At 47.4% G+C, this 26606-nt stretch carries 20 protein-coding genes; 10 read left to right on the forward strand and 10 right to left on the reverse strand.

The window, feature by feature from the left end; translation table 11 throughout:
• Positions 1 to 87: 87 nt before the first annotated feature.
• The 7 genes from infA to ald all read right to left on the reverse strand — a co-directional run bounded on the left by infA (position 88) and on the right by ald (position 7856).
• A complete protein-coding gene (infA, locus tag L4D06_RS10095; RefSeq protein ID WP_016961517.1) occupies positions 88 to 306 on the reverse strand; it encodes a translation initiation factor IF-1 in 219 nt (72 codons plus the stop codon).
• Positions 307 to 522: 216 nt separating this feature from the next.
• Entirely contained in the window at positions 523 to 1227 is a 705-nt protein-coding gene (locus tag L4D06_RS10100; protein WP_429739199.1) for an arginyltransferase, read from the reverse strand.
• Positions 1220 to 1939: a leucyl/phenylalanyl-tRNA--protein transferase gene (aat, locus tag L4D06_RS10105; protein WP_429739201.1), complete on the reverse strand. Its 720-nt coding sequence runs from the start codon at positions 1937 to 1939 to the stop codon at positions 1220 to 1222. Before aat ends, L4D06_RS10100 begins: the two co-directional genes overlap by 8 nt.
• Before the next feature lie 99 nt (positions 1940 to 2038).
• Positions 2039 to 3760 carry a heme ABC transporter ATP-binding protein/permease CydC gene (gene cydC, locus L4D06_RS10110; protein WP_429739203.1) on the reverse strand — a complete coding sequence of 574 codons (1722 nt, stop codon included), beginning with the start codon at positions 3758 to 3760 and terminating at the stop codon, positions 2039 to 2041.
• Positions 3753 to 5522, reverse strand: coding sequence for a heme ABC transporter permease/ATP-binding protein CydD (gene cydD / locus L4D06_RS10115; RefSeq protein WP_429739205.1), 1770 nt, complete (start codon positions 5520 to 5522; stop codon positions 3753 to 3755). The genes cydC and cydD overlap by 8 nt, the downstream gene beginning before the upstream one ends.
• Positions 5523 to 5648: 126 nt before the next feature.
• Positions 5649 to 6608, reverse strand: a complete 960-nt coding sequence (trxB, locus tag L4D06_RS10120) for a thioredoxin-disulfide reductase (RefSeq protein WP_274165737.1) — start codon at positions 6606 to 6608, stop codon at positions 5649 to 5651.
• 132 nt (positions 6609 to 6740) lie between these two features.
• Entirely contained in the window at positions 6741 to 7856 is a 1116-nt protein-coding gene (gene ald, locus L4D06_RS10125) for an alanine dehydrogenase (RefSeq protein ID WP_429739207.1), read from the reverse strand.
• A gap of 165 nt (positions 7857 to 8021) precedes the next feature.
• Here ald and lrp point away from each other — a divergent pair, with 165 nt between their 5' ends.
• The 6 genes from lrp to L4D06_RS10155 all read left to right on the forward strand — a co-directional run bounded on the left by lrp (position 8022) and on the right by L4D06_RS10155 (position 17263).
• A complete protein-coding gene (gene lrp / locus L4D06_RS10130; RefSeq protein ID WP_016961524.1) occupies positions 8022 to 8516 on the forward strand; it encodes a leucine-responsive transcriptional regulator Lrp in 495 nt (164 codons plus the stop codon).
• A gap of 489 nt (positions 8517 to 9005) precedes the next feature.
• Entirely contained in the window at positions 9006 to 11849 is a 2844-nt protein-coding gene (locus L4D06_RS10135; RefSeq protein ID WP_429739209.1) for a DNA translocase FtsK, read from the forward strand.
• A 13-nt stretch (positions 11850 to 11862) separates the two neighbouring features.
• Positions 11863 to 12462, forward strand: a complete 600-nt coding sequence (lolA, locus tag L4D06_RS10140; protein ID WP_274165734.1) for an outer membrane lipoprotein periplasmic chaperone LolA — start codon at positions 11863 to 11865, stop codon at positions 12460 to 12462.
• A gap of 118 nt (positions 12463 to 12580) precedes the next feature.
• Positions 12581 to 13915 (forward strand): replication-associated recombination protein A, encoded by a 1335-nt coding sequence (locus L4D06_RS10145; RefSeq protein ID WP_274165733.1) that lies wholly within the window; start codon positions 12581 to 12583, stop codon positions 13913 to 13915.
• A 170-nt stretch (positions 13916 to 14085) separates the two neighbouring features.
• Positions 14086 to 15372, forward strand: coding sequence for a serine--tRNA ligase (serS, locus tag L4D06_RS10150; RefSeq protein ID WP_274165732.1), 1287 nt, complete (start codon positions 14086 to 14088; stop codon positions 15370 to 15372).
• Between the two features lie 328 nt (positions 15373 to 15700).
• Positions 15701 to 17263 (forward strand): methyl-accepting chemotaxis protein, encoded by a 1563-nt coding sequence (locus tag L4D06_RS10155; protein WP_274165731.1) that lies wholly within the window; start codon positions 15701 to 15703, stop codon positions 17261 to 17263.
• A 265-nt stretch (positions 17264 to 17528) separates the two neighbouring features.
• On the opposite strand, the gene L4D06_RS10160 is transcribed toward L4D06_RS10155, so the two are convergent.
• Both L4D06_RS10160 and metG read right to left on the reverse strand, forming a co-directional pair.
• Positions 17529 to 18356, reverse strand: coding sequence for a hypothetical protein (locus L4D06_RS10160; RefSeq protein ID WP_274165730.1), 828 nt, complete (start codon positions 18354 to 18356; stop codon positions 17529 to 17531).
• A gap of 256 nt (positions 18357 to 18612) precedes the next feature.
• A complete protein-coding gene (metG, locus tag L4D06_RS10165; protein WP_429739211.1) occupies positions 18613 to 20664 on the reverse strand; it encodes a methionine--tRNA ligase in 2052 nt (683 codons plus the stop codon).
• Between the two features lie 319 nt (positions 20665 to 20983).
• Here metG and apbC point away from each other — a divergent pair, with 319 nt between their 5' ends.
• From apbC to L4D06_RS10185, 4 genes are all read left to right on the forward strand, one after another.
• Positions 20984 to 22042 (forward strand): iron-sulfur cluster carrier protein ApbC, encoded by a 1059-nt coding sequence (gene apbC / locus L4D06_RS10170; protein ID WP_429739212.1) that lies wholly within the window; start codon positions 20984 to 20986, stop codon positions 22040 to 22042.
• Between the two features lie 171 nt (positions 22043 to 22213).
• Positions 22214 to 22855 (forward strand): uridine kinase, encoded by a 642-nt coding sequence (udk, locus tag L4D06_RS10175; RefSeq protein ID WP_274165727.1) that lies wholly within the window; start codon positions 22214 to 22216, stop codon positions 22853 to 22855.
• 104 nt (positions 22856 to 22959) lie between these two features.
• On the forward strand, positions 22960 to 23541 hold the full coding sequence (gene dcd / locus L4D06_RS10180) for a dCTP deaminase (protein WP_429739213.1): 582 nt from the start codon (positions 22960 to 22962) through the stop codon (positions 23539 to 23541).
• A 121-nt stretch (positions 23542 to 23662) separates the two neighbouring features.
• Positions 23663 to 25822 (forward strand): AsmA family protein, encoded by a 2160-nt coding sequence (locus tag L4D06_RS10185; protein WP_429739214.1) that lies wholly within the window; start codon positions 23663 to 23665, stop codon positions 25820 to 25822.
• A 78-nt stretch (positions 25823 to 25900) separates the two neighbouring features.
• On the opposite strand, the gene L4D06_RS10190 is transcribed toward L4D06_RS10185, so the two are convergent.
• Entirely contained in the window at positions 25901 to 26344 is a 444-nt protein-coding gene (locus L4D06_RS10190) for a CBS domain-containing protein (protein ID WP_028022765.1), read from the reverse strand.
• Positions 26345 to 26606 lie beyond the last annotated feature (262 nt).

Genomic DNA, 26606 nt, shown 5'->3' on the forward strand with positions numbered 1-26606 from the left:
CGGCTACACTTTTCACCAAAAATCACGATTCACAAATGACAAAACCCGGCTAAGAGCCGGGTTTTTCGTGTTCGCGAGACGTGAGGATTAGCGCGCGCGGAAGATAATGCGTCCTTTCGACAAGTCGTAAGGCGTCATTTCAACGGTAACTTTGTCACCAGTCAGGATACGGATGTAGTTTTTGCGCATCTTACCAGAGATGTGAGCAGTGACTACGTGGCCGTTCTCTAGTTCTACGCGAAACATGGTGTTTGGCAGGGTGTCCAGTACGGTACCTTGCAATTCAATTACGTCTTCTTTTGCCATTTAATCCTCTTAGGCTATCAATCAGCCATTTTTCGACTGGCAGATAATGCCTTGATTCGTTAAGTCTGTAAAGTTCAGGGCCGAAATTTTACCCCTTTGCATCCTCACTGACTAGTAAAAATCAGCTATCGGTTAAGGTTTACACCAAATAGTTATTAGTTTGGACACAAAATAGCAGGCTTTAGTGGGGTGGCGGTAGCCATTCCGGTTGCGCAATTACTCTGACGTTTTCCATTCGCCAGCAGTAAAACGCTCATTCGGGGTGAATTTTTGCTTATAGCGCATCGCAGCGCAATCATCAATTTGGAAGCCAAGATAAAGCCAAGGAATACCGTGTTGTGCGGCTGTTTGAATTTGGGCAAGAACACACAATGAACCCAAAGACCAAGGATGGTCCGGGTCAAAAAAGCTGTAAATGGCACTGTAACCTTGAACAAGGACATCTGTGACTGCAATAGCGATTAAGGTGTTTCCATCAAAGAGGTGGATGTATTTTGAGCGTTGCCAACCGCTTTGGATAAAAGAGAGGAAATCTTGTTTGTTTGCCGGATACATAGAGCCGTTCTGATGGCGTTGATTGATATAGCGCTCATAGAGCGAAAACCAATCTTCGTTTAAGGTATCTTCAATTCTGATTTCTAATCGATTGAGTTGGTTGATTTGCCGTTTCTGGCTCTTGCTCGGCGTGAACGCTGCGGTATCAACACGCAGTGAATGGCACGCCGTGCATTCAGCACAGTGAGGTCGGTAGATGTTATCACCACTTCGACGAAACCCTGATTGTATCAACGCATCGTAACTGGGCATGTTGTGTAGTTCAGCATCGAGAACGATTGCGACCGACTCTTGGCGATCAGGTAAGTAAGAGCATGACGAAGGTGGCATGACGCCAATGCGAAATGAACGCGTTGCTCTACGCATTGCTTGCTCCATCAATCCATTGAGATTGAAAGAGAGAAGCATCCGTCATTCGATGTTTAAGCTGATCGAGTCTTCGAATGAAATCGGAGCGAGATAGAGGCGTCGCGCCAAGAGTAGAAAGGTGCTCTGTCATCATTTGACAGTCGATGAGCTTACCGCCGTGTTTCTTGAAGTGTTCACAGAAGCGCCATAGTGCAATCTTGGACGCATTGGTTTGCAGTGAAAACATGGATTCGCCACAAAATAGCGTTCCGACACTGACACCGTAAAGACCGCCAATCAATTGGTCATCTTGCCAGACTTCTACGCTGTGGGCGCCACCTTGACGGTGCAGCTTTTTGTAAGCGTCTCTCATCTCTTGCGTGATCCAAACTTGATGAGCCCCTCGGATCAATGCGCAGTGCTCAATCACATCATCAAAACGGTAGTTGATGGAAACGCGTATGTTCTGTTTTCGAGCATATTTCCTGAGGCTTTTACTTGGGATGAAGGTGAGCGGGTCGATAATTGCGCGTTCTGAAGGTGACCACCAAAGGTAGGGCTCATCATCACCGAACCAAGGGAATATACCGCGCTCATATGCGGCTCTAAGACGCTGTGGAGAGAGATCGCCGCCTATCGCAAGCAAACCATCGGGTTCTTCAAGTGCGCTGGTGACAGAGGGGAAATCCTCCGGATCATTCTCATCCAATGGTGGAAGGTAAATGGTCATAACTACTCGTTCGTTTTGATTACGTCTATTCGCGTTAAAGTGGAAAAAAGAGAGCCGAAGCTCCCTTTTTCCAATTATAGATACACTAACACAGGCTCACTACTGAATACGCTGGAGCAAGTTCGAATATCGACCACCCGCCGCTTTTAACGTGTGGTGGCTGCCTTGCTCAATGATCTGTCCTTCGTCCATTAAACACACAGTGTCCATATGCGTTAGTCCCACGAGACGATGAGTGATGAACAGTACGGTTTTGTCTTGAGCGTGTTCAAGAAGCAAAGAGAGAATATGTTGCTCAGTTTTTACATCCAGTCCTTCTGTGGGTTCGTCCAATAGTAATATCGGCGCATCGCGTAACAACGCACGAGCAATGCCAAGACGACGGCGTTCACCACCAGATAATTGACGACCACCATCACCTAACCAAACATCTAACCCTGGCCCATCAAGAAGATCAGAAAGTCCAACTTGTTCAATGACTGCAATGAGCTCCGCGTCAGAGGCGCTAGGTTTCGCCATCGATAGATTATTGCGCAAGGCGCCATTAAAAATATCAACGCGTTGACTGACTACGGCTATTGAGCTTCTTAGTGCCGACTCTCTCCACGCGGTAAGCGGCTGACCATCTATCTCAACCTCACCTTGAGAAGGGTCCCACGAGCGGGTCAATAGCTGTAGTAGTGTGGATTTACCGCAACCTGTACGTCCTAACAGTGCTACTTTCTCGCCTGCTTTAATCGTTAGTGAAACGCCATCAATCGCTGGTTTATCCGCATCATGGTAGGTGTAGCTCACGTTATTGAAACGGATGTTACCTTTAGCTGTATTGTTGTAACCGGTAGGATCGAACGGTGTTTCTGGTGTTGCTTCAATGATTTCATTCAGTCGTTTTGCCGATGTCATTGTTTGGCTTAAATATTGAAAAGCACCGGCGACGGGCATCATCAACTCAAAGCTAGCCATGGTCGTAAATGCCACCATCGCCACCATCGGGTTCGGGTATTGTCCCCCAACGCCGTCAGCTGCAATCCAAAGCATCAACACCAAGGTTAATCCATTTGCTGCCAGTAAGATGCCATTGGCAAGACCAGTTACGCCCGCCATGCGACGTTGTGCATTGAGAAGCCGAGCCTCTGCGTCATGTGCGCGTTCACGGTATCGATCTGCTGCACCAAAGATCTGCAGTTCCGCGTGACCTTGAAGCCAATCTAGCAGTGACACTCGAAGTTCTGACTTTGCCCGCGTGATCCCTGCACCATGCGGCTCACCGAGGCGGTAGAAAATGACAGGGAGGATCAGCATGAGTGATAGTAGAATCACGCCCAGCGTCATGCCTAATTTGGGGTCAAACCAATAGAGGAAACCACTAACGCAAAATATACCCAAAATGCCAACGAACAGCGGGCTGATAAGGCGCAGATAGACATGATCCATAGCGTCAACATCTGCCACCAAGCGGTTGAGAATGTCAGCGTCTCGTAAGTTACCCACTTTGCCAGGGATCAGCGGCGTGAGCTTTTCAAAGAAGAAAATACGAAGGTCAGCCAGCAGTTTGAATGTGGCATTATGGCTGACGACACGCTCGCCCCAGCGTCCTGCGGTTCTTGCGATAGAAAATCCGCGCACGCCCGCAGCGGGAAGCATGTAGTTAAAGTTGGTGGCAGCAGCCAGACCGGCAACGGCTGACGCTGCGATAAACCAACCCGATAGAGTGAGTAGGCTGATTGCAGAGGCCAGCGTCGCAAAGGACAAGAGCATGCCCAAGGACAGACCAAACCAATGTTTTTTATAAAGCCTTAGAAATGGAATGAGATCACGCATCAAGATCACTCCTGTCTACAGCTTGGATCATTTCAGAAAATAGCCCTTCGTGCTTGAGGGCGTCGAATGTACCTTGCTGCACCAGCTTACCTTTGCTCATGACCAATATATTGTCTGAGGTACCCAGTTGGTCAATGCGGTGGCTGACCAGCAAGGTGGTGGTGTCTTTGGTTGCTTTGTCTAAGCTCTCCATCACCAATCGCTCACTGGATGCGTCTAAGCTTGCTGTAGGTTCATCGAGTAGCCAAAATCGACCATCTTGTAGTAATGCCCGAGCAACGGCTATTCGCTGTGCTTGTCCGACAGATAAGCCGCTAGAGCGATCACCAACGGGGTGTGAATAGCCTTGATCTAACCGCTGAATAAATTCATTGGCATGCGCAGCGTGGGCGACGCGTTGGATTTGCTCTTCCGTTGCTAATGGTGCTGACAGGCAAATGTTGTCTTTGACGCTGCCGTGGAAAAGCTGAGGGTTTTGTCCCACCCAACTCACTTGTTTGCGCCAATGTGACAAATCGGCTTCTTTTAGTTCAATACCGTTTATCACTAGGCTACCGCGATAGGGTAGAAAGCCAAGAACAGCATTGATGAGGCTCGTTTTGCCTGCACCACTTTGCCCGACCAATGCGACGCGTTCACCAGACTTAATCTTAAACGTCAATGGGCCTGCGAGAATAATGCCATCAGGGCTGAGGACTTCAAGATCAGTTGCTGTGATTTCGACGGTATCCGATGCGATTTTTGCCTCACCTGACGCTTGATGTTCTGGTTGTGCGTCAAGGAAGTTAACAATGGATTCTGCCGCGCCTATCGCTTGCGCTTTGGCATGATAGTAGGTGCCGAGATCTCGCAATGGTTGATAAAACTCAGGCGCAAGTACCAGTACGAAAACACCGATAAACAGCGAGATGCCTAAACCGTAGTGACCGAAGTTCAGTTCGCCTATATAACTAAAGCCGAAGTAAACCGCAGTGATCGCGATGGAGAGCGAGGTGAAAAATTCGAGTACGGCTGAGGAAAGAAACGCTAATCGCAGCACTTCCATCGTACGTTTGCGAAAATCCTCAGAGGCGACTTTTAAATGCTGACTTTCTGCATCAGTTTGATCAAACAATCGAATGGTTGCCAGACCACGAAGGCGGTCATAGAAATGCCCAGAGAGACGCTGCAGCGCCTTAAAGTTTCGTCTGTTCGCATCCGCAGCGCCCATGCCAACGAGTGCCATGAAGAAAGGCACAAGCGGGGCGGTCAGTAAGAAAATAAGCCCTGCCGCCCAGTTGAGTGGAAAGACAACAACCAAAATAACCAAGGGTATTAACCCTGCTATGGCCATTTGGGGAAGATAGCGCGCAAAGAAATCCTGCATTTCTTCTACTTGTTCAAGCACCAAGCTTGCCCATGTCCCGGCGGGCTTGCCTTGAATCGTGGCAGGACCAAGTGTTTGCAGCTTATCCAGCACGAGATGACGAATATGAAGGCGGACGGCTTCACCAGCGCGATAACCCGCTTGCTCCTTGCCCCAGCTACACATTGCGCGTAGGCAAACGATAATGGCAAGTCCTACGAAGGACAGCCAGATATCGGATTTGTCGGCTTTCTCGATGATGAGTTCGTGAAGAATGTTTGCGAGTAACGCGGCCTGGGCGATCAAAAATAAACCGGACAAAAATGCCAGTCCGATTGCGGTTATGAGCCATGTTTTGCCAAGCTTGCTTTGTCCTTTTAGCCACTGGACTAGCGAGCGTTGTTTCTTTTTATCCATACTACTTCTTGGTTTTTTAATCCACGGTGTTTCGAACTGTCAGTACAGCAATAACGACAATGTGGATGATAGGAAGGCTGAGTTGGCAAAATATAGGCCCATAAATGGGCCTAAAAACGCGAATTATTATTTGCTTTCTTTTGCGTCTAGGAAGCGCTCGGCATCCAATGCAGCCATACAGCCGGTACCCGCTGATGTGATTGCTTGACGGTAGATATGGTCCATCACATCGCCAGCGGCGAAAACGCCTTCAACGCTGGTTTGTGTGGCGTTGCCTTCAAGGCCGGATTGCACTTTGATGTAACCATTGTGCATCTCCAATTGACCTTCAAAGATGCTGGTGTTTGGTTTATGACCGATGGCAACGAACAAGCCCATCACATCCAAATCTTCGGTGGCGTCAGATTGTGTTTCTTTAATACGAACGCCTGTCACGCCCATGTCATCGCCTAACACTTCATCAAGAACGCGATCTGTGTGCAAAACGATATTGCCGTTTTCGACTTTGTCCATTAGACGGCTAACCAAAATCTTTTCAGCACGGAAAGTATCACGACGGTGGATAAGGTGAACTTCTGATGCGATGTTGGACAGGTAAAGTGCTTCTTCAACAGCCGTGTTGCCACCGCCAATCACCGCGACTTTCTGGTTGCGATAGAAGAAACCGTCACAGGTTGCACACGCTGAAACGCCGCGGCCTTTGAAGTTTTCTTCTGACTCCATACCAAGATATTGAGCAGAAGCACCTGTTGCGATGATTAATGCATCACAGGTGTATTCAGCATTGTCGCCTTTAAGGCGGAAAGGGCGCTGAGTGAGGTCTGTTTCATTGATGTGGTCGAAAATGATTTCGGTATCAAATTTTTCAGCATGTTCTTTCATGCGTTCCATCAGAGCAGGGCCAGTTAACCCTTCTGCATCACCCGGCCAGTTTTCCACTTCAGTCGTTGTGGTGAGCTGTCCGCCCTGTTGTAGGCCAGTAACCATAACAGGCTTAAGGTTGGCGCGAGCAGCATAGACTGCAGCAGTATATCCTGCAGGACCTGAACCTAAGATAAGAAGGCTTGAATGCTTTACGTTACTCATTATTTCTCCGGATGGATTGAGTTTGATCTAATGAGAGAGATTGTAGGGAAAATGCGTAATTAAAGAAAGAGCACCATGCGGTGCCCTTCATTGAAATGTGTTATCTCATATTACACTTTGATTGGCTGTGGATTATGAGATTGCAGCACGTGGGTCTAGATAGTCGAGATTAAAGGCGTCAGCGACTTCTTTTATCGTTACCTTACCGTCAATGACATTCAGGCCTTTTAGTAAGCCTTCGTCACTGAGCAGTGCATCACGGTAGCCAAGGTTAGCCAGTTTCACGATATAAGGTAATGTTGCATTGTTCAGTGCGAACGTTGACGTACGGGCGACTGCACCTGGCATGTTGGCGACACAGTAGTGGACGACATCATCCACAATGTAAGTCGGATCAGCATGCGTCGTGGCGTGTGATGTTTCAAAGCAGCCACCTTGGTCAATAGCAACATCGACAACGGCAGCGCCCAGTTTCATCTTTTTGATATGTCCCGCATTGACGAGTTTTGGTGCTGCTGCACCTGGAATTAGCACTGCTCCGATGACCAAATCTGCGGCGAGAACGTGTTTTTCAAGAATTTCTTCTGTTGAGTAGAGTACTTTTGCGCGCCCCTGAAATTCTTCATCTAGCGCTCTTAGCGTATCAATGTTGCGATCCAAAATGGAAACATCCGCACGCATACCAACCGCCATACGCGCTGCGTTTGAACCAACGACACCTCCGCCAAGGACCACAATTTTCGCGGGTTCAACCCCAGGTACGCCGCCAAGCAGCATGCCTGCACCGCCTCGAGATTTCTCCAATGCTTGTGCACCCGCTTGAATAGACATGCGACCAGCGACCTCAGACATCGGCGCCAAAAGTGGCAATCGACCTTTAGAATCTGTTACGGTTTCATAGGCTATACAGACAGCTTTGCTCTTGATAAGGTCTTGTGTCTGTGGAAAATCTGGTGCAAGGTGCAAATAGGTAAACAATATCTGCCCTTCGCGAAGCATGGCTCTTTCAACAGCCTGCGGCTCTTTAACTTTGACAATCATTTCAGCAGTGGCAAACACTTCTTTCGCACTTGGAAGAACAGAAGCGCCGGCATTGACGTAGTCATCATCGCTGAAGCCGATCCCCATTCCTGCCTGTGACTGGACGTGCACAGTATGACCATGGGAAACGAGCTCGCGTACGCTGGCAGGCACCATGCCCACACGGTATTCATGATTTTTTATCTCTTTAGGTACACCAATGATCATCCTGATTCCTCGCTTCAATATAGAGTTATTAGCTGTTGTTTTGTAGTATTGTTGTATTTAGAGCTAGTATAGTTCGCAAAAAGACGGATTTGATGCTAAAAACATAAGTTATGTTAAAGAAAATGGCATTTTACATTGCAAGGAAGTAATAAGGTGGAATAAAAAATGGTTGACGCCAAAAAGAAACCCTCCAAGGAATTGGACCGCATTGACAGAAATATCCTTAATGAACTGCAAAAAGATGGTCGCGTTTCAAACGTTGAACTGTCTAAGCGTGTAGGACTTTCTCCAACCCCCTGTCTGGAACGTGTTCGTCGTTTAGAAAGACAAGGCTATATCAGTGGTTATACCGCATTGTTGAACCCTCAGTTCCTTGATGCTTCATTGCTGGTATTTGTTGAGATTACCCTGAACCGTGGTGCGCCGGATGTGTTCGAACAGTTTAACAAGGCCGTTCAACAACTCGAAGATATCCAAGAGTGTCACTTAGTCTCAGGTGATTTTGACTACTTGCTGAAGACCCGCGTGTCGGACATGTCAGCATACCGTAAGCTTTTGGGTGAGACGTTGCTTCGTCTACCTGGAGTCAACGACACTCGAACTTATGTCGTGATGGAAGAAGTGAAGCAAACTAACCATTTGGTTATCAAAACGCGTTAAAAAGCTCACGCACCTCGAACAAAGAGGGCTGACATTAGTGTTATATTCTACAAACCGAGTAGCTTGCTGCTCGGTTTGTTTTTTTGTTTGGTGTACACTTTTGCAAGTAAAGGGCGTTGAAAGGGGGAATATGGTTATTTCTTCCTTCGTGTCTTCGGCAAATAATGAATAATCATATACTCAAACAACCTGAAGATGCAGGATTCAGCGAGGTTTACTGACGTTATGATCTAGGCGTCCCTTTGCCGATGTAGTGATCTCCATCAAAAAGGGATAACACCGAGCATGGCGTCAGTAAACTCACCCGAAGGGAGGCCCTCAGTGCGTCCACTTCATCGTTAAGTTCCTGTGAAATAGAATGACTATTCCTACAAGAATTTGCCTTGAACTGAACGCACTGATGACCTCTGAAATCGAGCATCTTCAGGTTGATTGGGTATAAAGCCATAACCCTCACTTTGGGGCTTAAATTTTGAAAGATAGGTGATAATGGAGTTCTTCTTGCGTCAGGAGCAGAAACAGACAGACACCTCACGTCGTTTAAATGGAAAACAACGTTTGAAAGAGAGCGCATTGATTCTTGCGTTGTTGTCTGCTGTGTTCATGCTGGTTTCCCTTCTTAGTTACGATTCCTCCGATCCATCATGGTCACAAACAGCTTGGGATGGTCCTGTTCAAAATGCAGCAGGTAGTGCGGGAGCTTGGGTTGCTGATACCTTTTTCTTTGCGTTAGGTACATTAGCTTACCCAATGCCATTCTTGCTTCTTCTTGCAGGGTGGGTTGTATTTCGTCGCCGAGGAGAAAGTGAGCCTCTTAATTACACCATTCTTGCAACCAAAATTCTGGGTGTCGTTTTACTGTTGCTTACCAGCAGTGGTTTGGCTGATCTGAATTTTGATGATTTCTGGTATTTCTCGTCCGGTGGCGTCGTGGGTGATGTGCTGACCGCTCTTTCCTTACCGTTGTTTAATGTGCTGGGTACAACTCTGGTCTTGATGTTCTTGTGGGCGGCGGGTTTTACGCTTTTCACGGGTATTTCATGGTTAACGATTGTTGATACCTTGGGTGAGAAAACCCTGTCGTCAGTCACTTGGCTTGTGAATAGAGCCCGTGGTGATAAGGCACAAACCTTGGGCGCGACAGTTGATACGTCGGATGCGGATACCGCTGATATCGATCTCACCGATCCCTTGTTCTCCTCATCTTTGAATGATGAAGAACTCGAATTGACTGATATTGCTGCATTGAGCAAGCCTCAACGTGTCGACGATAAAGCAGATAGTGGTCGTCGCTCTGATAAGCCAGTGATACACACCCCAGTCCCAGTTATTGTTGAGCGTAAAGAGCCCGTTATTACTTCGGATTTTGAACCTGAGCACGACATCGCACCTGAGCCTGAATTTATTCCAACCGACAGCGATCTTCGCGTTGAGGATGTCACTCACGTCATTAGTGATGAGCCTGCTCATATTGCGCAGACGAGTGACGTTGGCTTTGAGCCTGATGATGTGTTGATGATGGACACGCCGGCAGTGCATGAACCGAATGAGTCTATGGACGACGAGCCTCCTTTTGACTACGACGACACAGAGGATACGCGCGAGAATGACTCGGCATTTGATGTCGATAATCTTGAGTTGGATCATGAGCCGCGACATGACATTGCCATTGGTAATACGGACGGTTTATCAGAACTTGACCGCGCTCAGGCGACATCCGTGATCCCCGATGATGACCCATTTATGGAAACCATCCGCGAAGCTCAGAAAAATGCGGCGGGAGCACTGCATCCGTTTTTAGTGAAAGATGAACCAAACTTACCTAAGCCCGCAGAACCCTTACCGACGTTGGATTTGCTGGATCCTCCACGCAATACGGCAACGCGCGCGACGGATGAAGAGCTGCAATACCAAGCGCAGTTGATAGAAACACGCTTGGAAGAATACAAAATCAAAGTCACGGTGAAAGGTATTTTCCCTGGGCCGGTGATCACGCGATTTGAACTTGAATTGGCACCTGGTGTAAAAGTCAGTCGCATTATGGGGCTATCAAAAGACATTGCACGCTCTTTATCGACCAGTGCAGTGCGAGTTGTCGATGTGATTCCTGGCAAGCCTTACATTGGCTTAGAGTTGCCTAACAATAGCCGTGAAACCGTGTTTATGTCTGATGTGGTTGCGAGTGAGCGATTCCAAAACTCGAAGTCGCCACTTTCTGTGGTTTTGGGTAAAGACATTGCCGGCGAAGCGATTGTTACCGATTTGGCGAAAGCGCCACACATGCTTGTTGCAGGTACGACAGGTTCTGGCAAATCCGTGGGCGTTAACGTCATGATTGTCAGCATGTTGTACAAAGCGGGTCCAGAAGATGTTCGCTTCATCATGATTGACCCGAAAATGCTTGAGCTTTCGGTTTATGAAGGGATACCACACCTATTAACCGAAGTGGTTACTGACATGAAAGACGCAGGCAATGCACTGCGTTGGTGTGTGGCCGAAATGGAACGTCGTTATAAACTTATGTCCATGCTCGGTGTCAGAAACATTGCGGGCTTTAATGACAAAGTCAAAGAAGCGGCAGACGCTGACCATCCAATTCCTGACCCACTTTGGAGTCCAGGTGATAGCATGGATGAAACAGCCCCTTCGCTGGAAAAACTGCCATATATCGTCGTCATCGTTGATGAATTTGCCGACTTGATGATGGTTGTTGGTAAAAAGGTTGAAGAGCTCATCGCGCGTTTGGCGCAAAAAGCGCGAGCCGCAGGTATTCACCTTGTACTCGCAACACAGCGACCATCAGTGGATGTTATTACCGGCTTGATTAAAGCTAATATTCCAACTCGTATGGCGTTTACTGTTTCTACTAAAACTGACTCTCGTACCATTTTGGACCAAGGCGGTGCTGAATCTCTACTTGGTATGGGTGACATGTTATTTATGCCAAACGGCTCGAATCATCCTGCACGTGTCCATGGTGCGTTTGTGAATGATGACGAAGTACACCGAGTGGTGAGCAACTGGAAGGCGCGAGGGAAACCGCAGTACATCACCGACATTACCAATGGTGATCAAGGTGCAGAAGGCCTATTGCCTGGAGAAGCCGCCGGTGCCGGGGATGGAGAAGAGCTTGATCAGTTGTTTGATCAGGTCGTTGAATTTGTGACTGAATCTCGCAGAGCGTCAGTCTCTGGTGTGCAGCGTCGTTTTAAAATTGGCTACAACCGAGCGGCGCGTATTGTCGAACAGTTGGAAGTACAAGGCATTGTTAGCGCACCGGGTCATAACTCAAATCGTGAGGTGTTGGCTCCGCCACCACCGCCAAGAGATTAATCGGAAACCATAAATGAAAAAGATGATGTTGATGTCTTTGCTGCTGGTGGCACCGGCAGTATTTGCAACACCACAACAAGAACTGAACACACGTTTGGCAAAGCTAAATAGCTTCACTGCAAACTTTGAGCAAATCGTCACCAGCCCTGATGGCGAGGTCATTAGTGAGGGTGAAGGTACTCTTGCCATGAAGCGCCCCAATCTTTTCAATTGGGAAACTGTGATGCCGGATGAAAACATCCTCGTATCAGACGGGAAAACCCTTTGGTACTACAGCCCGTTTATTGAGCAAGTTACCGCAATGTGGCTTGACGATGCGACATCACAAACACCTTTTGTATTGCTGACACGAAATGATCCTAAAGATTGGGGTAACTACAACGTCAAGCAAGACGGTGACACCTTTGTTCTGTCACCAAAGCAAACGGGTAATTTGGGTGAGTTTGTTGTGGATGTTCAACCAGATGGACGTATTTCAGAGTTTGCTGTGGTTGAACAAGATGGACAAACGAGCCGTTTCGCGCTGCAAAATGTCAAGAATGTATCGCCTAGCGATGCGCTATTTCGTTTCACGGTGCCAGAAGGTGTAGAACTGGACGACCAGCGTCAATAAACAATAAAATGCCTCTCTGCGGCGAACTATCGCCCTTACGTAATATCACTATCATGTGAGGTGTTTGGCTTAGTCATGCTAAGTTAACACCTCGCTCCTCAAACCGAGAGTCCTGCTTGTGAGTAATTTCAGTCTGGAATTTGCGGACGATTTTCGCCCTCTTGCTGCACGCATGCGTCCGACGAATCTTTCCGAATATATTGGTCAAAAACACCTTCTTAGTGAAGGGAAACCGTTACGCCGTGCATTGGAGAGTGGGCAACTGCATTCCATGATTTTGTGGGGACCTCCCGGAACAGGAAAAACCACCTTGGCAGAAGTGGCAGCGGGCTACGCAGACGCTGAAATTGAGCGCGTGTCGGCAGTGACCTCTGGGGTGAAAGACATTCGTTTAGCCATAGATAAAGCGCGTGAAAACAAGTTGGTGGGGCGAAGAACGATTCTTTTTGTCGACGAAGTCCACCGCTTTAACAAAAGCCAGCAAGATGCATTTTTGCCGCATATTGAAGATGGCACTGTAACGTTTATTGGCGCGACGACGGAGAACCCGTCGTTTGAGCTCAATAATGCATTGTTGTCGCGAGCGCGTGTTTATAAGCTGAAGTCACTCGATAAAGAAGACATTCTTGAGGTGATAGAACAGGCGTTGACTGATAAAAATAGAGGGTTGGGTGGTGAAAACCTCGTATTCCCTGAGGATGTGAAAGAGCATCTAGCAAACTTCACATCGGGTGATGCAAGGATGACGCTCAACTACCTCGAAATGTTGTCAGACATGGTCGAGGCGGACGATAAAGGGGATAAGCGCATTACCCTAGAACTTCTTGCTGAAGTGGCAGGGGAGAAAATCGCGAGATTCGATAATAAGGGCGACCTATGGTACGACTTGATATCCGCATTTCATAAATCGGTTCGCGGCTCAGACCCTGACGCAGCCTTGTATTGGTATGCCCGTATTATCACCGCAGGCGGCGATCCTTTATATGTGGCAAGGCGGCTACTTGCAATAGCATCGGAAGATGTGGGGAATGCCGATCCAAGAGCGATGCAAGTTGCTATCAGCGCATGGGATTGTTTCACGCGTGTTGGGCCATCCGAAGGTGAACGAGCCATAGCGCAGGCGGCAGTTTATCTAGCTTGTGCGCCAAAAAGTAATGCCGTGTACGTCGGTTGGAAACAGGCGCTTCGTGATGCAAAAATGCATCCCGACTTTGAAGTTCCCAATCATCTTCGCAATGCGCCAACCAGTCTGATGAAGGATTTGGGTTATGGCGACGGTTATCGTTACGCCCATGATGAGCCAAATGCGTATGCCGCGGGTGAGAGCTATTTCCCTCAGGAAATGAAAGGCACACGATACTACGAACCCGTAAATCGTGGGCTTGAAATTAAAATCGCTGAGAAGTTGGCATTTCTTGACCAATTAGACGCAAATAGCCCCCAAAAACGCTAGGAAAAAGAGGGTATTTTGGGTATTGTTTAAGCCCTTAAGACCCCGTTGTTTCCGAATGAAATGTCGCAAAAGACTGGGGCAAGATCCTTTCATATTGGCGTTGTCATATTAGTGCGTGGCAGCGTTAACTCTTTTTCAGGCACTGTTAGATAACGATTCACAGGATTAACATGCTGGATTCTAAACTGCTTCGTACCGAGCTGGACGCAACAGCTGAAAAATTGGCGCGTCGTGGCTTTAAGCTTGACGTCGACACACTCCGCGATCTTGAAGAAAAGCGTAAATCGCTGCAAGTTCGTACTGAAGAACTTCAAGCAGAGCGTAACGCACGTTCCAAGTCCATTGGTCAGGCGAAAGCGAAGGGCGAAGATATCCAGCCTTTGCTGGCAGATGTTGAAAACCTTGGCGAAGAGCTAAACAAAGCAAAAGCTGAGTTGGCTGATCTTCAAAATGAATTGAACGCGATTGTACAAGCCGTTCCTAACGTTGCTGATGACGCTGTGCCAGTAGGCAAAGATGAATCTGAAAACGTAGAAATTTCTGTTTGGGGTGAGCCTAAGTCGTATGACTTTGAAGTGAAAGACCATGTTGATCTTGGTGAGCTTTCTGGTGGTTTAGATTTCGCAAGTGCGGTCAAACTATCTGGTTCTCGTTTTATCGTAATGAAAGGCCAAATGGCGCGTCTACATCGTGCTATTGCCCAATTCATGCTTGATCTTCACACCACTGAACATGACTACACCGAAATGTATGTTCCGTATTTGGTCAATGCAGACAGCCTATTTGGTACTGGTCAGCTACCAAAGTTTGGTGAAGATTTGTTCCACACTCAACCAGCTACCGAAGAAGGTGTTGGTATGTCGCTGATCCCGACAGCAGAAGTGCCGTTGACAAATATGGTTCGCGATACCATCGTTGACGAAGCTGACTTGCCGATCCGCATGACGGCTCACACGCCTTGTTTCCGTTCAGAAGCTGGCTCATATGGTCGCGATACCCGTGGCTTGATCCGTATGCACCAATTCGACAAAGTTGAATTAGTACAAATCGTGAAACCAGAAGATTCAATGGCAGCGTTGGAAGAATTGACCGGTCATGCTGAGAAAGTCCTTCAGTTATTGAATCTGCCTTACCGCAAAGTGATTCTTTGTACTGGTGATATGGGCTTCGGTTCAGCTAAAACCTACGATCTCGAAGTGTGGGTTCCAGCTCAGAGCACGTACCGCGAAATTTCATCATGTTCAAACATGACGGATTTCCAAGCACGTCGTATGCAAGCGCGTTTCCGCCGTAAAGGTGCGAACAAACCTGAGTTACTGCACACACTAAACGGTTCTGGTTTGGCTGTTGGCCGTACCATGGTAGCGATTCTGGAAAACTATCAGCTTGAAGATGGTCGCATTGAAGTGCCAGAAGTACTTCGCCCATACATGGGTGGCGCAACGCATATTGGTTAATTCCAAGTTGATCACTTGTATATCCGCTGACTAACATGGTTGGATATGCTGAAATATAAAGCCGACACTTTGTTGTCGGTTTTTTTATATGTCGTGATACCAAAATCTGCCACTCAGTTCTGTTTTTCTACCTTTGTGTTTTGATGCCATCTTCCAATTGTTTGACTCTTCAATTTATTCTCATCAGTAAGGCATTGAAAATAAAGATTTATTCAGATGCCACATTACGTAAGTAACTAATTAATCACAACCTTCTCATTACATTCTCAATTAATGGACTAACATTACTTATTAGGTAAAAGTCTCAATAACTGAAAGGTAGTGTTGTATGCGAATCAACAATCCAGTGACAGAAAAGGAAGTACGTTTCCCTATTGACTACAACCTACTCTCCACCACTGACACTCGCGGTATTATTAAGTACGTAAGTAAAGAATTTTGTGAAGTTGCAGGTTATACCCAAGAGGAACTGGTTGGACAGCCTCATAACATGGTTCGCCATCCAAGCATGCCGCCGGCGGCGTTCGAGAACATGTGGGACTACATTAAAAGTGGTCGCTCTTGGATGGGGTTGGTGAAAAATCGTTCGAGTAATGGTGATCATTATTGGGTGAATGCGTTTGCGTCGCCTATTAAGAAAAACGGAGAGATCGTTGAGTATCAGTCGGTTCGGATGGTTCCGGACAGAAAAAGTGTTGAGCGGGCAGAAAAGGTTTATCCGCAATTATTGGCAGGTAAAACGCCTTCGGCATTGAAAATGCCCCGTACCCGTTTGTGGCAGCGAGCGTTGATATGGTTTGTTCTTGGTGCAATATTGGCGGGTGCTGCAGGGTTCTTCGCTGGGTTTGTGGCATCCGTTGCGGTTCAACTGGTCGTGTCAGTTGTCGCGATTTTCATGTTGACTCGGCGATTAGAAGCGGTGACTTCGCTAGCTAAAGAAGCTTATGACAACCCGCTGATGGAATATTTATATAATGGTGCCATTGATGATGTCTCCGAGATTGAATTGGCCCTGAAAATGCGAGCGGCAGAGCTGAACGCTATTGTAGGTCGAATCATGGATGGCAGTGATCAAGTACTTAATGCTGCAAGCACTGCGAAGGAAAACGGCGAAAGAACCGCTGGTAACCTTGATAGGCAGAATGCAGAAACGGATCAGATTGCAGCGGCTATCAATCAAATGTCAGCCACCGCTAATGACATGTCAGGTAATACGCAGAGCGCATCTGACGCAGCGTTGGAAGCACAAGATGCGACATTGGCAGGCATGGAAACGGTGGGTAAAACCGTCGATGCGATTCAGAACCTGGCAAAACAGCTTAACTCTGCTTCCAGCGTGATTTCTGAACTCGAAGAACATGGAAAGCGCATTGGTGCCGTTTCCGATGTTATTCAGGGCATCGCAGAGCAGACCAACTTACTGGCTCTCAATGCTGCGATTGAAGCGGCACGTGCTGGCGAGCAAGGTCGAGGCTTTGCGGTTGTTGCTGATGAAGTTCGTGCATTGGCACAGCGTACTCAGGAGTCAACGTCTGAAATTCAGGATGTGATTTCAAAAATTCAGAATGGGACGCAGCAAGCGGTTGATGCGATGTCTCGCGGTACCACTTTGTCAGAAGAATGTGTTGTCAGCGCGGAGCAGGCAGGTGATGTGCTAAGGCGCTCTCAAGAGTTGGTGACTGATATTAACGATAGAAACCATCAAATTGCGACAGCGGTGCAAGAGCAAGCTGCAGTATCCAATGAGATGAACGGTAACATTCAGTCTGTGTCTGAGCTTTCTCAACATACCATCTCAATATCGAGGGAGTCGGTAGAAGAGGCAGAGAGGTTGTTCCAAGCTCTCGCTGAGCAGAAGCGATTGGTGATGCAGTTCCGACGTATTGGTTGATGACACCTTACACTATCCAAAAGCCAGCATATGCTGGCTTTTTTCATTTCACGCTATTGTCCAACCCCTATATTCTTGTCCAAGGTCCAAGGTCCAAGGTCCAAGGTCCCTGATATTTAAGGGCATGACATTCAAGAAACCTACATTCAAAAAACCTGGAACCCAAGGCGCTAAAGAACCACGCAACCTGATGATCTCTGGATCATAACATCAGGTTGCGTAGGGTGTTTTCTTGGCTAGTTTGATGCATGTAGACTCATCAATATTATGCGCTTTGATTAGGGTCAGGAAGAGCATGCACGGTTGTCTTGGCTTTGTGATTCTTTTCCATCAGAGCATCATTGGTGCGTATTGTCAGTTCCTGATCAAAGAGGTGAAGGAGGACAACACTCAAGTCTTGACTGATTTTAACTAAGGAGGATGCGGGTACGTCTCCCTCTTTCGATTGAACAATTGAGTCAAATTGATTATCGATGCGGTCAAATGCCAATGACACTTCAGAACTCGAAATGAGTGATAGTTGATGCATGCGCTTTTGTAGAATTCGGCTTTGCAGACTCACTGATTGCCATGAGGCCATTTTTCCTTCTATCAAACGCATGGTGGCTTGTTCAAAACGTAATTGAGATTCTTTGGTATCTATCCATGTTTGCCAAAATGCTTGGTATTCCTCATACATTGCATCGTGCTTGCTTTCGGCAAGGTATGAGCGGGCTATTTCATCAATGATATAAATGAGATGATCAGAGGTTCTGTGGTGAATGGCATACCAACTCGGCTTGGTCTGGTTAGGCAGTGCCGACAGAGCTTGCTCCATACGTGCGTTTAACACTCGAAATAGAGGTCGTTGAGGATTGCTGCATGATGTTTGCATTTCCTCACAATACTCGCGTATGTCATCACGTGCTTTAGAAGCTTGAGGTGACTGAGGGCAGCGAACATAACGAGTATTGTGTTCGTGAACCATCCACAACAGCGAGCGCAGGCTGTTGATTTGTGAACGATATTGTTCTCTACGCGTTTCTTTTGTGCTGGACATGCTTTTGCCAAGCTGTATTAACCAAGTTGGAGTGATTGCACGTAATAGAGACATATTTCTTTCCTCAGATTGAGAGCCTGAACAGATATTGCAGGTCATATGCCAATTGTTGTTTTTGTTTTAAATCATAGGTTTAAGTGTTTTCTTGTGGATGGCGTGTTCATCCTTGATGCATTAACGAACCAACACGGTGCAATAAATGTGATCATGGTCTCTGAAAGTGACAGGCCAAAATGAAGACAAAAAAAGGGAGCCAATCTGGCTCCCTTTTTTTATTGTGTGCAGTTTGTGGCTGCGACGACAGCGGCGATTACATCACACGCATACCGGCTTGAGCACCTTCGTGAGGTTCAAGCAACCATAGGTCTTTGCCACCAGGGCCAGCAGCAAGAATCATCCCTTCAGACATACCGAACTTCATTTTGCGCGGCTTGAGGTTAGCAACCACAACCGTGTATTTGCCGACCAAATCTTCTGGGTTATAGGCTGATTTAATACCAGAGAACACTTGGCGAGTTTCGCCGCCTAGGTCCAATTGGAATTTAAGCAGCTTGTCTGCTTTTGGCACAGACTCGCAAGAGATGATTTTCGCGATGCGAAGATCGACTTTGGCAAAATCATCGAACTCAATTTCAGCAGCGATAGGTTCTTCTACCAATGGGCTTTTTGCTTTGTTTGCATCCGCTTTTTCTGCGAGCGCTTTCTCAGCTGCAGCATCTTCTTTTGACGTTTCAACCATGGCTTCAACGTGTTTCGGATCGATGCGGCTAAACAGTGCTTTGAACGGGCTAACAGCGTGGCCTGTGAGTGGTTGAGCAATGCCTTCCCACGTCAGTGTTTCGTTCAAAAATGCTTCCGTTCGTTTTGCCAGTTCTGGCATAACTGGTTTCAGGTATGCCATCAGCACACGGAACAAGTTAATGCCCATTGAACAGATCGCTTGAAGCTCAGCATCTTTGCCTTCTTCTTTTGCGACAACCCACGGCGCTTTTTCATCCACGTACTGGTTCGCTTTGTCGGCCAATGCCATAACTTCACGGATAGCACGGCTAAACTCGCGTTTCTCGTATAGATCGCCGATACGTTCTGCTGCACCCGCAAATTCAGCGTAAAGCTCAGGCTCTGCGCATTCAGCGGATAGCTGACCGTCGAAGCGCTTAGCGATGAAGCCAGCGTTGCGTGATGCGAGGTTGACCACTTTGTTCACGATATCTGAGTTCACGCGCTGAACGAAATCGTCCAAGTTCAAATCAAGGTCATCAATGCGGTTGTTGAGTTTCGCCGTGTAGTAGTAGCGCAGGCACTCAGGGTCCAAATGCTTCAAGTAGGTGCTCGCTTTCACGAACGTTCCTTTTGATTTCGACATTTTTGCGCCGTTAACTGTCACATAGCCGTGAACAAACACATTGGTTGGCTTACGGAAACCAGCGCCTTCCAGCATGGCAGGCCAGAATAGGCTGTGGAAATAGACAATGTCTTTACCGATAAAGTGGTAAAGCTCAGTCGTGCTGTCTTTCTTCCAGTATTCGTCAAAGTCGACGTCGCTGTTCTTGTTACAGTAGTTCTTGAATGAACCCATGTAGCCGATTGGCGCGTCTAGCCATACGTAGAAATATTTGCCTGGTTCGCCAGGAATTTCAAAGCCGAAGTAAGGTGCATCACGTGAGATATCCCACTGTTGCAGACCCGTTTCAAACCACTCGGCCATCTTGTTTGCCGTTTCGTCTTGAAGCGCACCTGAGGTGGTCCACGCTTTCAACATGTCGGCGAATTGTGGCAAGTCAAAGAAGAAGTGTACCGAGTCCTTCATGACTGGTGTTGCGCCGCTGACCGCTGATTTTGGGTTGATCAAATCAGTCGGGCTGTAGGTTTCACCACAGTTATCGCAGTTATCACCGTATTGATCTTCGGCGCCACATTTCGGGCAAGTCCCTTTGACGAAGCGGTCCGGAAGGAACATCTCTTTTTCTGGGTCGAACAGTTGAGAGATTGAACGGCTATTGATGAAGCCGTTGTTCTTCAACTGGGTGTAGATGTACGAAGCCAGCTCACGGTTTTCTTCACTGTGAGTGCTATGGTAGTTGTCAAAGCTGATGTCAAAGCCAGCGAAATCCGTCTCATGCTCTTTCTGCATTGCCGCAATCATGGCTTCCGGCTCAATACCCAATTGCTGTGCTTTCAGCATGATAGGGGTACCGTGTGCATCGTCGGCACAAATGAAATTAACAGTGTTGCCACGCAGGCGCTGATAACGCACCCATACGTCTGCCTGAATGTGCTCAAGCATATGACCCAAATGGATGGAGCCATTAGCGTAAGGCAGGGCACAGGTAACCAGAATTTTACGTTGGTTTGCAGCCATAATTTAGTTAGTTCGCTTTTGACAAATGAATCGAATGAATGGCGCAAATATTACCTGATACGGGTGGGAATGCCTAGCGTAACCCAAGTAAACACCTGCTTAAGCTGTCGTGATGTGCTCCTTTCATTGGTATTTTGTTTCTTATGGGTCTGACGCCGTCTTGTTGTAGCGAATGTATTCTTTAACTGCAGGATGAAAATCGTGCGCTTTCGTTTAAATTTCATTAGGCTATGAAAATCGAGTTTGACTAACTCGATATACTCGAAATATATCGTCCATTTGCTTGTGAGTGGGCGTATTCATACATAGAGGGATTGATATGTCTGCCGTCGTCGATTTGCTTAATCAGTTTCAACATCCTGGATTGATCTCTGATTGGGCAAGCCATCCAGGTATCGTGCTTGAGTCAAAACAAGGTGACGTGACTGTGACGTTTCCCTTTGCTGCTGGAGAACTCATCACTGAGCTCGATGCATGGTTAACCGTTCAGAAAACCAATGGCACATCTGTCCCCAGTTTTACGCTCACACAGCGTGTCGCGCCGATTAAGGCAGGTGACAAAGCGTTGATCAAAGGTGTGAAAAACGTGATTGTGGTGAGTTCAGCGAAAGGGGGAGTCGGTAAATCTACCACGTCGGTGAATCTTGCGTTGGCGTTGCATGCTCAAGGCGCCAAAGTTGGCATACTTGATGCGGATATTTATGGGCCCTCGGTTCCTATTATGCTGGGAACCAAAGGTAAGCAACCTGTTACCCTTGATGGTAAAAACATGGAGCCTGTCGAGGCTCATGGTCTATTTAGTAACTCCATCGGTTATCTAGTGCCTGACGAAAATGCCATGGTGTGGCGTGGCCCAATGGCTTCAAAAGCGTTTGCACAATTGGTGAATGAAACCCGTTGGCCTGATTTGGATTACCTTGTCGTGGATATGCCGCCAGGGACGGGAGATATTGCCTTGAGTATGGCGCAGCAATTTCCCATCACAGGGGCAATTGTCGTGACAACGCCGCAAGACTTAGCCCTGGCGGATGCAATAAAAGGCGTCTCCATGTTCGATAAAGTGGCAGTGCCTGTGATGGGTGTGGTTGAAAACATGAGTTATCACATCTGTGGCCAATGTGGGCATCACGAAGCCATCTTTGGGCAAGGCGGCGCACAGAAAATGGCAGAGAGTTTGGATTTATCCGTTCTGGCGCAAGTGCCTCTGCACATGAGTATTCGTGAAGACATTGATGCAGGTAGCCCTACTGTCACGTCGAAACCTGATAGCGAACATGCGGCTATCTACCGTCAGTTAGCGTTGCGCGTTGCTTGCCAACTCTTTTGGAGCGGAGAAACTGCACCAGAGCAAATCTCCATCACCACATTGGGTGAGTAATGAGGGCCGTGTTGAAAGGGTGAATTGATGCGCAAATCGCGTGCAGCTTGGTGAAACATTGTGCATCTTACTTTTATTTGAGATGTTCATCACATATTTTGATGGCGTGAGCGCATCCAACTCCCTATAATCAGGCGGTTTATTTCTCGCCAAACTTCCGGGTATTCATATATGAGTGACAACAACCAATGTGTCATTATCGGTATTGCAGGGGCATCTGCATCTGGTAAAAGTCTGATCGCCAGCACCATCTATCAGGAACTGAAAGAAAAAGTGGGCGATCATCAGATCGGTGTTATCACGGAAGACCGCTATTACCGTGATCAAAGTCATCTCAGCATGGAAGATCGCGTAAAGACAAATTACGATCACCCGCAAGCGTTGGACCATGATTTGCTTTGTAAGCATCTCCAAGCGCTGACGGAAGGTAAAGCCGTAGAAGTGCCACAATATAGCTATGCCGAGCATACTCGTATGGACGAGAGCACCACATTGACGCCGAAGAAGGTGATCATTTTGGAAGGTATCTTGCTACTGACTGATCCACGTCTGCGTGATTTGATGCATGCGAGTATCTTTATGGATACGCCTCTGGACATTTGTTTACTTCGTCGCGTGAAGCGTGATGTTGCAGAGCGTGGTCGTACAATGGAATCTGTTCTTCAACAGTACCAAAACACAGTTCGCCCAATGTTCATGCAGTTCATTGAGCCATCTAAGCAGTATGCGGACATCATTGTTCCGCGAGGCGGTAAAAACCGTATTGCCATCGATGTGCTAAAAGCACATATAGCAAAATTGCTAAAAGCATAATAATAAAGAAGCCGGCTTAGTCCGGTTTTTTTTATCTTTGAGGTTGGGGAAGCCTAAGCCGCACATGGTCAATGCTGTGTGGCAATTTAAGCAGGGAGCGTGCGATGAGATTAAGTGACAAGCATATACGTGAATACTTGGACAGTGGACACATTACCATTGAACCCAGACCCAATGACGAGGCCATTTCGGGTGTGACCGCCGATGTGACTCTTGGCAACCAGTTTCGAGTCTTTCAAGAGTATGGGGCGCCCTATATCGATTTGTCTGGGCCGAAAGAAGAAGTGTCCGCACAACTCGATAAAGTCATGAGTGATGAAATAGAGATTGCCGAAGGTGAGGCGTTTTATCTTCATCCTGGGCAGTTAGCATTAGCAGTGACGCAAGAAGTAGTGACCTTGCCTGATGATATTGTTGGTTGGCTTGACGGCCGTTCATCATTGGCTCGTCTGGGTTTAATGGTGCATGTCACGGCACATAGGATTGACCCAGGTTGGCAAGGTCGTATTGTGTTGGAGTTTTACAACAGTGGTCGTTTGCCTTTGGCGCTGCGCCCGGGTATGCCAATTGGCGCACTGAGTTTTGAAACCATGACAAGCCCTGCAGAACGCCCTTATCACAAAAGAGAAAATGCCAAGTACAAAAATCAGCAAGGAGCTGATGCCTCGCGGATCAACGAAGATTAGATCTTTTCGCTTTGTTTTTTAAATACGCTGAAACGAGGCGTTTTGATGCAGAAATTTGCGTCATAATTCGTTAGTCTTTTGCTGTTATCTCAATGCATCTCAAAAGGAACGGTTTGTCATCATGAAAAAGCTTCTCTACATCCTTCTTGGACTGGTGATGTTAGTGGTTGTCGCGATAGGTGTGCTTGTTGCGGTTATCAACCCTAACGATTTTAAGCCGCTGATTGCTGACGAAGTGAAGAAAGCGACAGGGCGAGAGTTGGTCATCGATGGTGACATCAGTTGGCGCTTCTGGCCGAGCTTAGGTTTGTCCGTTGAAAAATTAGCATTTAAAAACCCCCAAGGTTTCGCTGAACCAAATATGCTCAAACTGGATCGCGCTGACTTGTCCGTCGCTGTGATGCCGTTGATGTCGGATACACTCGACATTGGTCTCGTGAGCTTGTATGGCGCCCATGTCTTTATTCAAACATTGCCAAACGGGCAGAGTAATCTTGATGGGCTGACCGGAGACGCGTCGACCACAGATAGCGAGCCGGAGACTGCGTCACAGACGCCGACCACCGAACCTGCCAGTGATAGCCAAGCCGCTACAGCATGGACCATTACAATTGGTGGGTTGGATGTGGTTAATGCCAGTGCAGTAGTGCGCGACGATAAGGTTCATACCATCAGTGAAATTAGCCAGCTAAATCTTCATATCGGAAAGCTGACCACTGGCACTTGGGTGCCGGTCGAGTTTGACGTTGAAGGAAAGCAAAATGCCATGGTATTTACTGCGAAAGGCCAAATGGAAGCGATGCTGAACAAAGTGGCGATGGAGTCACAGCTTCGTAAGCTGTCTTTATCCGCTTCTTTGAATGACGCCAATATTCAACTAGACAGCCTGTCGCTCACTGCCGATCAGGTTGCACTAGCAATGCCTGCGGCCTTGACGTTTTCTGCCAAAGGCAAGGCGAACGACATGTCATTTGATACGTCAGGTAAAGCCTCTGTGTTGGTCGATAAATCGATAGCGAATATTCAAGCGACTGGCATTGATATCTCGACCCTGTTGGCTGGAGCATCACTTCCGCGGCCAGAGATGAATATCAGCCTTAAAGCGGATGCGGCGTTCAATAACAACACGCAGAAGTTAACACTGAGTCAGTTGGTTGCCAGCCTTGATGAGTTGGAGGTTGATGGTCATGCATCAGTTGCGCTGGCCGATATTCCCGCTGTACGTTTCGCGCTTCATAGTTCGAAGATTGATCTTGATGCGTTTCTAGGCAACACCACAGAGGCGGCACAACCTGCTGTCTCAAAACCTGCGGAAACCAAGCCATCGTCAGCGCCTAATGACCAATCTGCCACCGCTATTGCCAAAGCGCCATTGAGCGATGACGAGCCTGACTTATCAGCCCTGAAAGGGTTGGATATTGCAGGGGAAATCGCAATTGATGAATTGGTCGCCAACAATGTAAAGGTTAGCCAAGTGAAGACCGCATTTGCTGTTAACCGTGGCAAGGTCAACCTAAAGCAATTTGATGCGAAGCTCTATGGTGGTTCAGTGTCTGCCGAAGGCTCGTTGGATGCAACGGTAACGCCTGCTCGCTATCGTGTCACCAAAGACATCAAAAACGTTAACGTTCAGCCTTTGCTAATGGCAGCAGCCAACGAAGATATTTTGTCTGGTCGTGGCAGCATTGACGTGAATGTAAATGGTGTTGGTTTGTCAGAAAAACGTCTTCGCACTGGCATCACGGGTACTGTGGCTATCAACTTTGCAGATGGCTCCATTGACGGTATCAACATCCCTGAAATGATTCGTGAAGCCAAAGCGACACTAAAAGGTAAGCGTGCGGATTATGTCGAGGAAGCTCGTCAAACAGACTTCAGTGCGCTAACGGCGACCTTTAACCTAGGTAAAGGCATTGCATCAACGCGCAACATGAAGATGGAAGCGCCCGCGCTGCGTATTCGTAGTGAAGGTCAAACCAATCTGGTCAGCGAAGATTTGGACTTCGAGGTGTTTGTCTCTGTGGTTGGAACCAGCAAAGGACAGGGCGGGAAAGACATTGATGAGCTGAAAGACGTTACCATTCCCGTTGCGATTGGCGGCACGTGGCAAGCGCCAAGCTACAAGCTAGATGTCAAAGCACTGTTGACCAGTAATAAAGTGTTGGAAGAAAAGGTGCGCAAAGAAGCTGAGCGTGGCTTAGAGAAATTGCTTGGTGACAAAGCGGGCGATGACAAAGTGAAAAACGTGGCGGATAAGTTGCTAAAAGGTTTGTTTAACTAAAGGTTTGTTTAACTAACTGTTAGTGTCTGAAACTTTGCATTAAAAAAGCCGCTATCGCGGCTTTTTTGGTTTGTTGGCTTACGCACGCTGCTTTTTGGCTCGTTTTTCAGTTTTGAGCATGTCTTGAAGCGCTTCCAGCAAATCAACCGCAGACAGTATGCCGACTAAATCATCGGTTTTGTCTAACACCGGCAGTGCGCCGACATTGTAATCCAACAAGGTTTGATTGGCCTTCGACAGGGTTTCGTAGGTTCGGCAGGTAATGACATCTTTGATCATGACGTCACCGACAGTCAGATCATCTGACAACAAATAAGGGTGTTCAATATCCGGTGCTTCATCAGCCCAATTTGGGCGGCGCAGCGATCTGTCGCTGATAATACCAACCAATTGCGAGTCTTGTGTAACCGGTAGATGGCGTATGTCTTTGTCTCGCATTAAAAAGTAGGCTTCGCGTACACCGGTGTCTGCGCTGACGGTGATAAGTTTACGTGTCATGTAATCCGAAACTTTTCCTGGCATCGTATTGAATCCTCCATGTGGTCAAATTTTAAACCTACATAATGTAAGGACTAAATGTTGAGAGCTGTGACTCATATACCCAATCAACCTCGTTGAATCCTGCATCTTCAGGTTGTTTGGGTATAAATATTCTGGAGGAAACAATAATTAACGGTTTCATTCCAAGGAATTGCTTTCACTCTTGGCTCGGTTCGCTAGAATCGGGTCTTCGCTGAACAAACATCTTGAGTTGCTCCGGCATTGAACAAAAAGGAATACACGC

This window comes from Enterovibrio makurazakiensis (assembly GCF_050336585.1).
Taxonomy (GTDB): Bacteria; Pseudomonadota; Gammaproteobacteria; order Enterobacterales; family Vibrionaceae; genus Enterovibrio; species Enterovibrio gelatinilyticus.

What these genes read in the sequence shown, in the direction of transcription:
- L4D06_RS10155 (WP_274165731.1), top strand. Translation starts at nt 15,701, where the DNA reads ATGCGAATCAACAATCCAGTGACAGAAAAGGAAGTACGTTTCCCTATT.
- L4D06_RS10160 (WP_274165730.1), bottom strand. Translation starts at nt 18,356, where the DNA reads ATGTCTCTATTACGTGCAATCACTCCAACTTGGTTAATACAGCTTGGC.
- L4D06_RS10100 (WP_429739199.1), bottom strand. Translation starts at nt 1,227, where the DNA reads ATGCGTAGAGCAACGCGTTCATTTCGCATTGGCGTCATGCCACCTTCG.
- cydC (WP_429739203.1), bottom strand. Translation starts at nt 3,760, where the DNA reads ATGCGTGATCTCATTCCATTTCTAAGGCTTTATAAAAAACATTGGTTT.
- aat (WP_429739201.1), bottom strand. Translation starts at nt 1,939, where the DNA reads ATGACCATTTACCTTCCACCATTGGATGAGAATGATCCGGAGGATTTC.
- dcd (WP_429739213.1), top strand. Translation starts at nt 22,960, where the DNA reads ATGAGATTAAGTGACAAGCATATACGTGAATACTTGGACAGTGGACAC.
- cydD (WP_429739205.1), bottom strand. Translation starts at nt 5,522, where the DNA reads ATGGATAAAAAGAAACAACGCTCGCTAGTCCAGTGGCTAAAAGGACAA.
- trxB (WP_274165737.1), bottom strand. Translation starts at nt 6,608, where the DNA reads ATGAGTAACGTAAAGCATTCAAGCCTTCTTATCTTAGGTTCAGGTCCT.
- lolA (WP_274165734.1), top strand. Translation starts at nt 11,863, where the DNA reads ATGAAAAAGATGATGTTGATGTCTTTGCTGCTGGTGGCACCGGCAGTA.
- udk (WP_274165727.1), top strand. Translation starts at nt 22,214, where the DNA reads ATGAGTGACAACAACCAATGTGTCATTATCGGTATTGCAGGGGCATCT.
- L4D06_RS10185 (WP_429739214.1), top strand. Translation starts at nt 23,663, where the DNA reads ATGAAAAAGCTTCTCTACATCCTTCTTGGACTGGTGATGTTAGTGGTT.
- serS (WP_274165732.1), top strand. Translation starts at nt 14,086, where the DNA reads ATGCTGGATTCTAAACTGCTTCGTACCGAGCTGGACGCAACAGCTGAA.
- apbC (WP_429739212.1), top strand. Translation starts at nt 20,984, where the DNA reads ATGTCTGCCGTCGTCGATTTGCTTAATCAGTTTCAACATCCTGGATTG.
- metG (WP_429739211.1), bottom strand. Translation starts at nt 20,664, where the DNA reads ATGGCTGCAAACCAACGTAAAATTCTGGTTACCTGTGCCCTGCCTTAC.
- lrp (WP_016961524.1), top strand. Translation starts at nt 8,022, where the DNA reads ATGGTTGACGCCAAAAAGAAACCCTCCAAGGAATTGGACCGCATTGAC.
- ald (WP_429739207.1), bottom strand. Translation starts at nt 7,856, where the DNA reads ATGATCATTGGTGTACCTAAAGAGATAAAAAATCATGAATACCGTGTG.
- L4D06_RS10190 (WP_028022765.1), bottom strand. Translation starts at nt 26,344, where the DNA reads ATGCCAGGAAAAGTTTCGGATTACATGACACGTAAACTTATCACCGTC.
- L4D06_RS10135 (WP_429739209.1), top strand. Translation starts at nt 9,006, where the DNA reads ATGGAGTTCTTCTTGCGTCAGGAGCAGAAACAGACAGACACCTCACGT.
- infA (WP_016961517.1), bottom strand. Translation starts at nt 306, where the DNA reads ATGGCAAAAGAAGACGTAATTGAATTGCAAGGTACCGTACTGGACACC.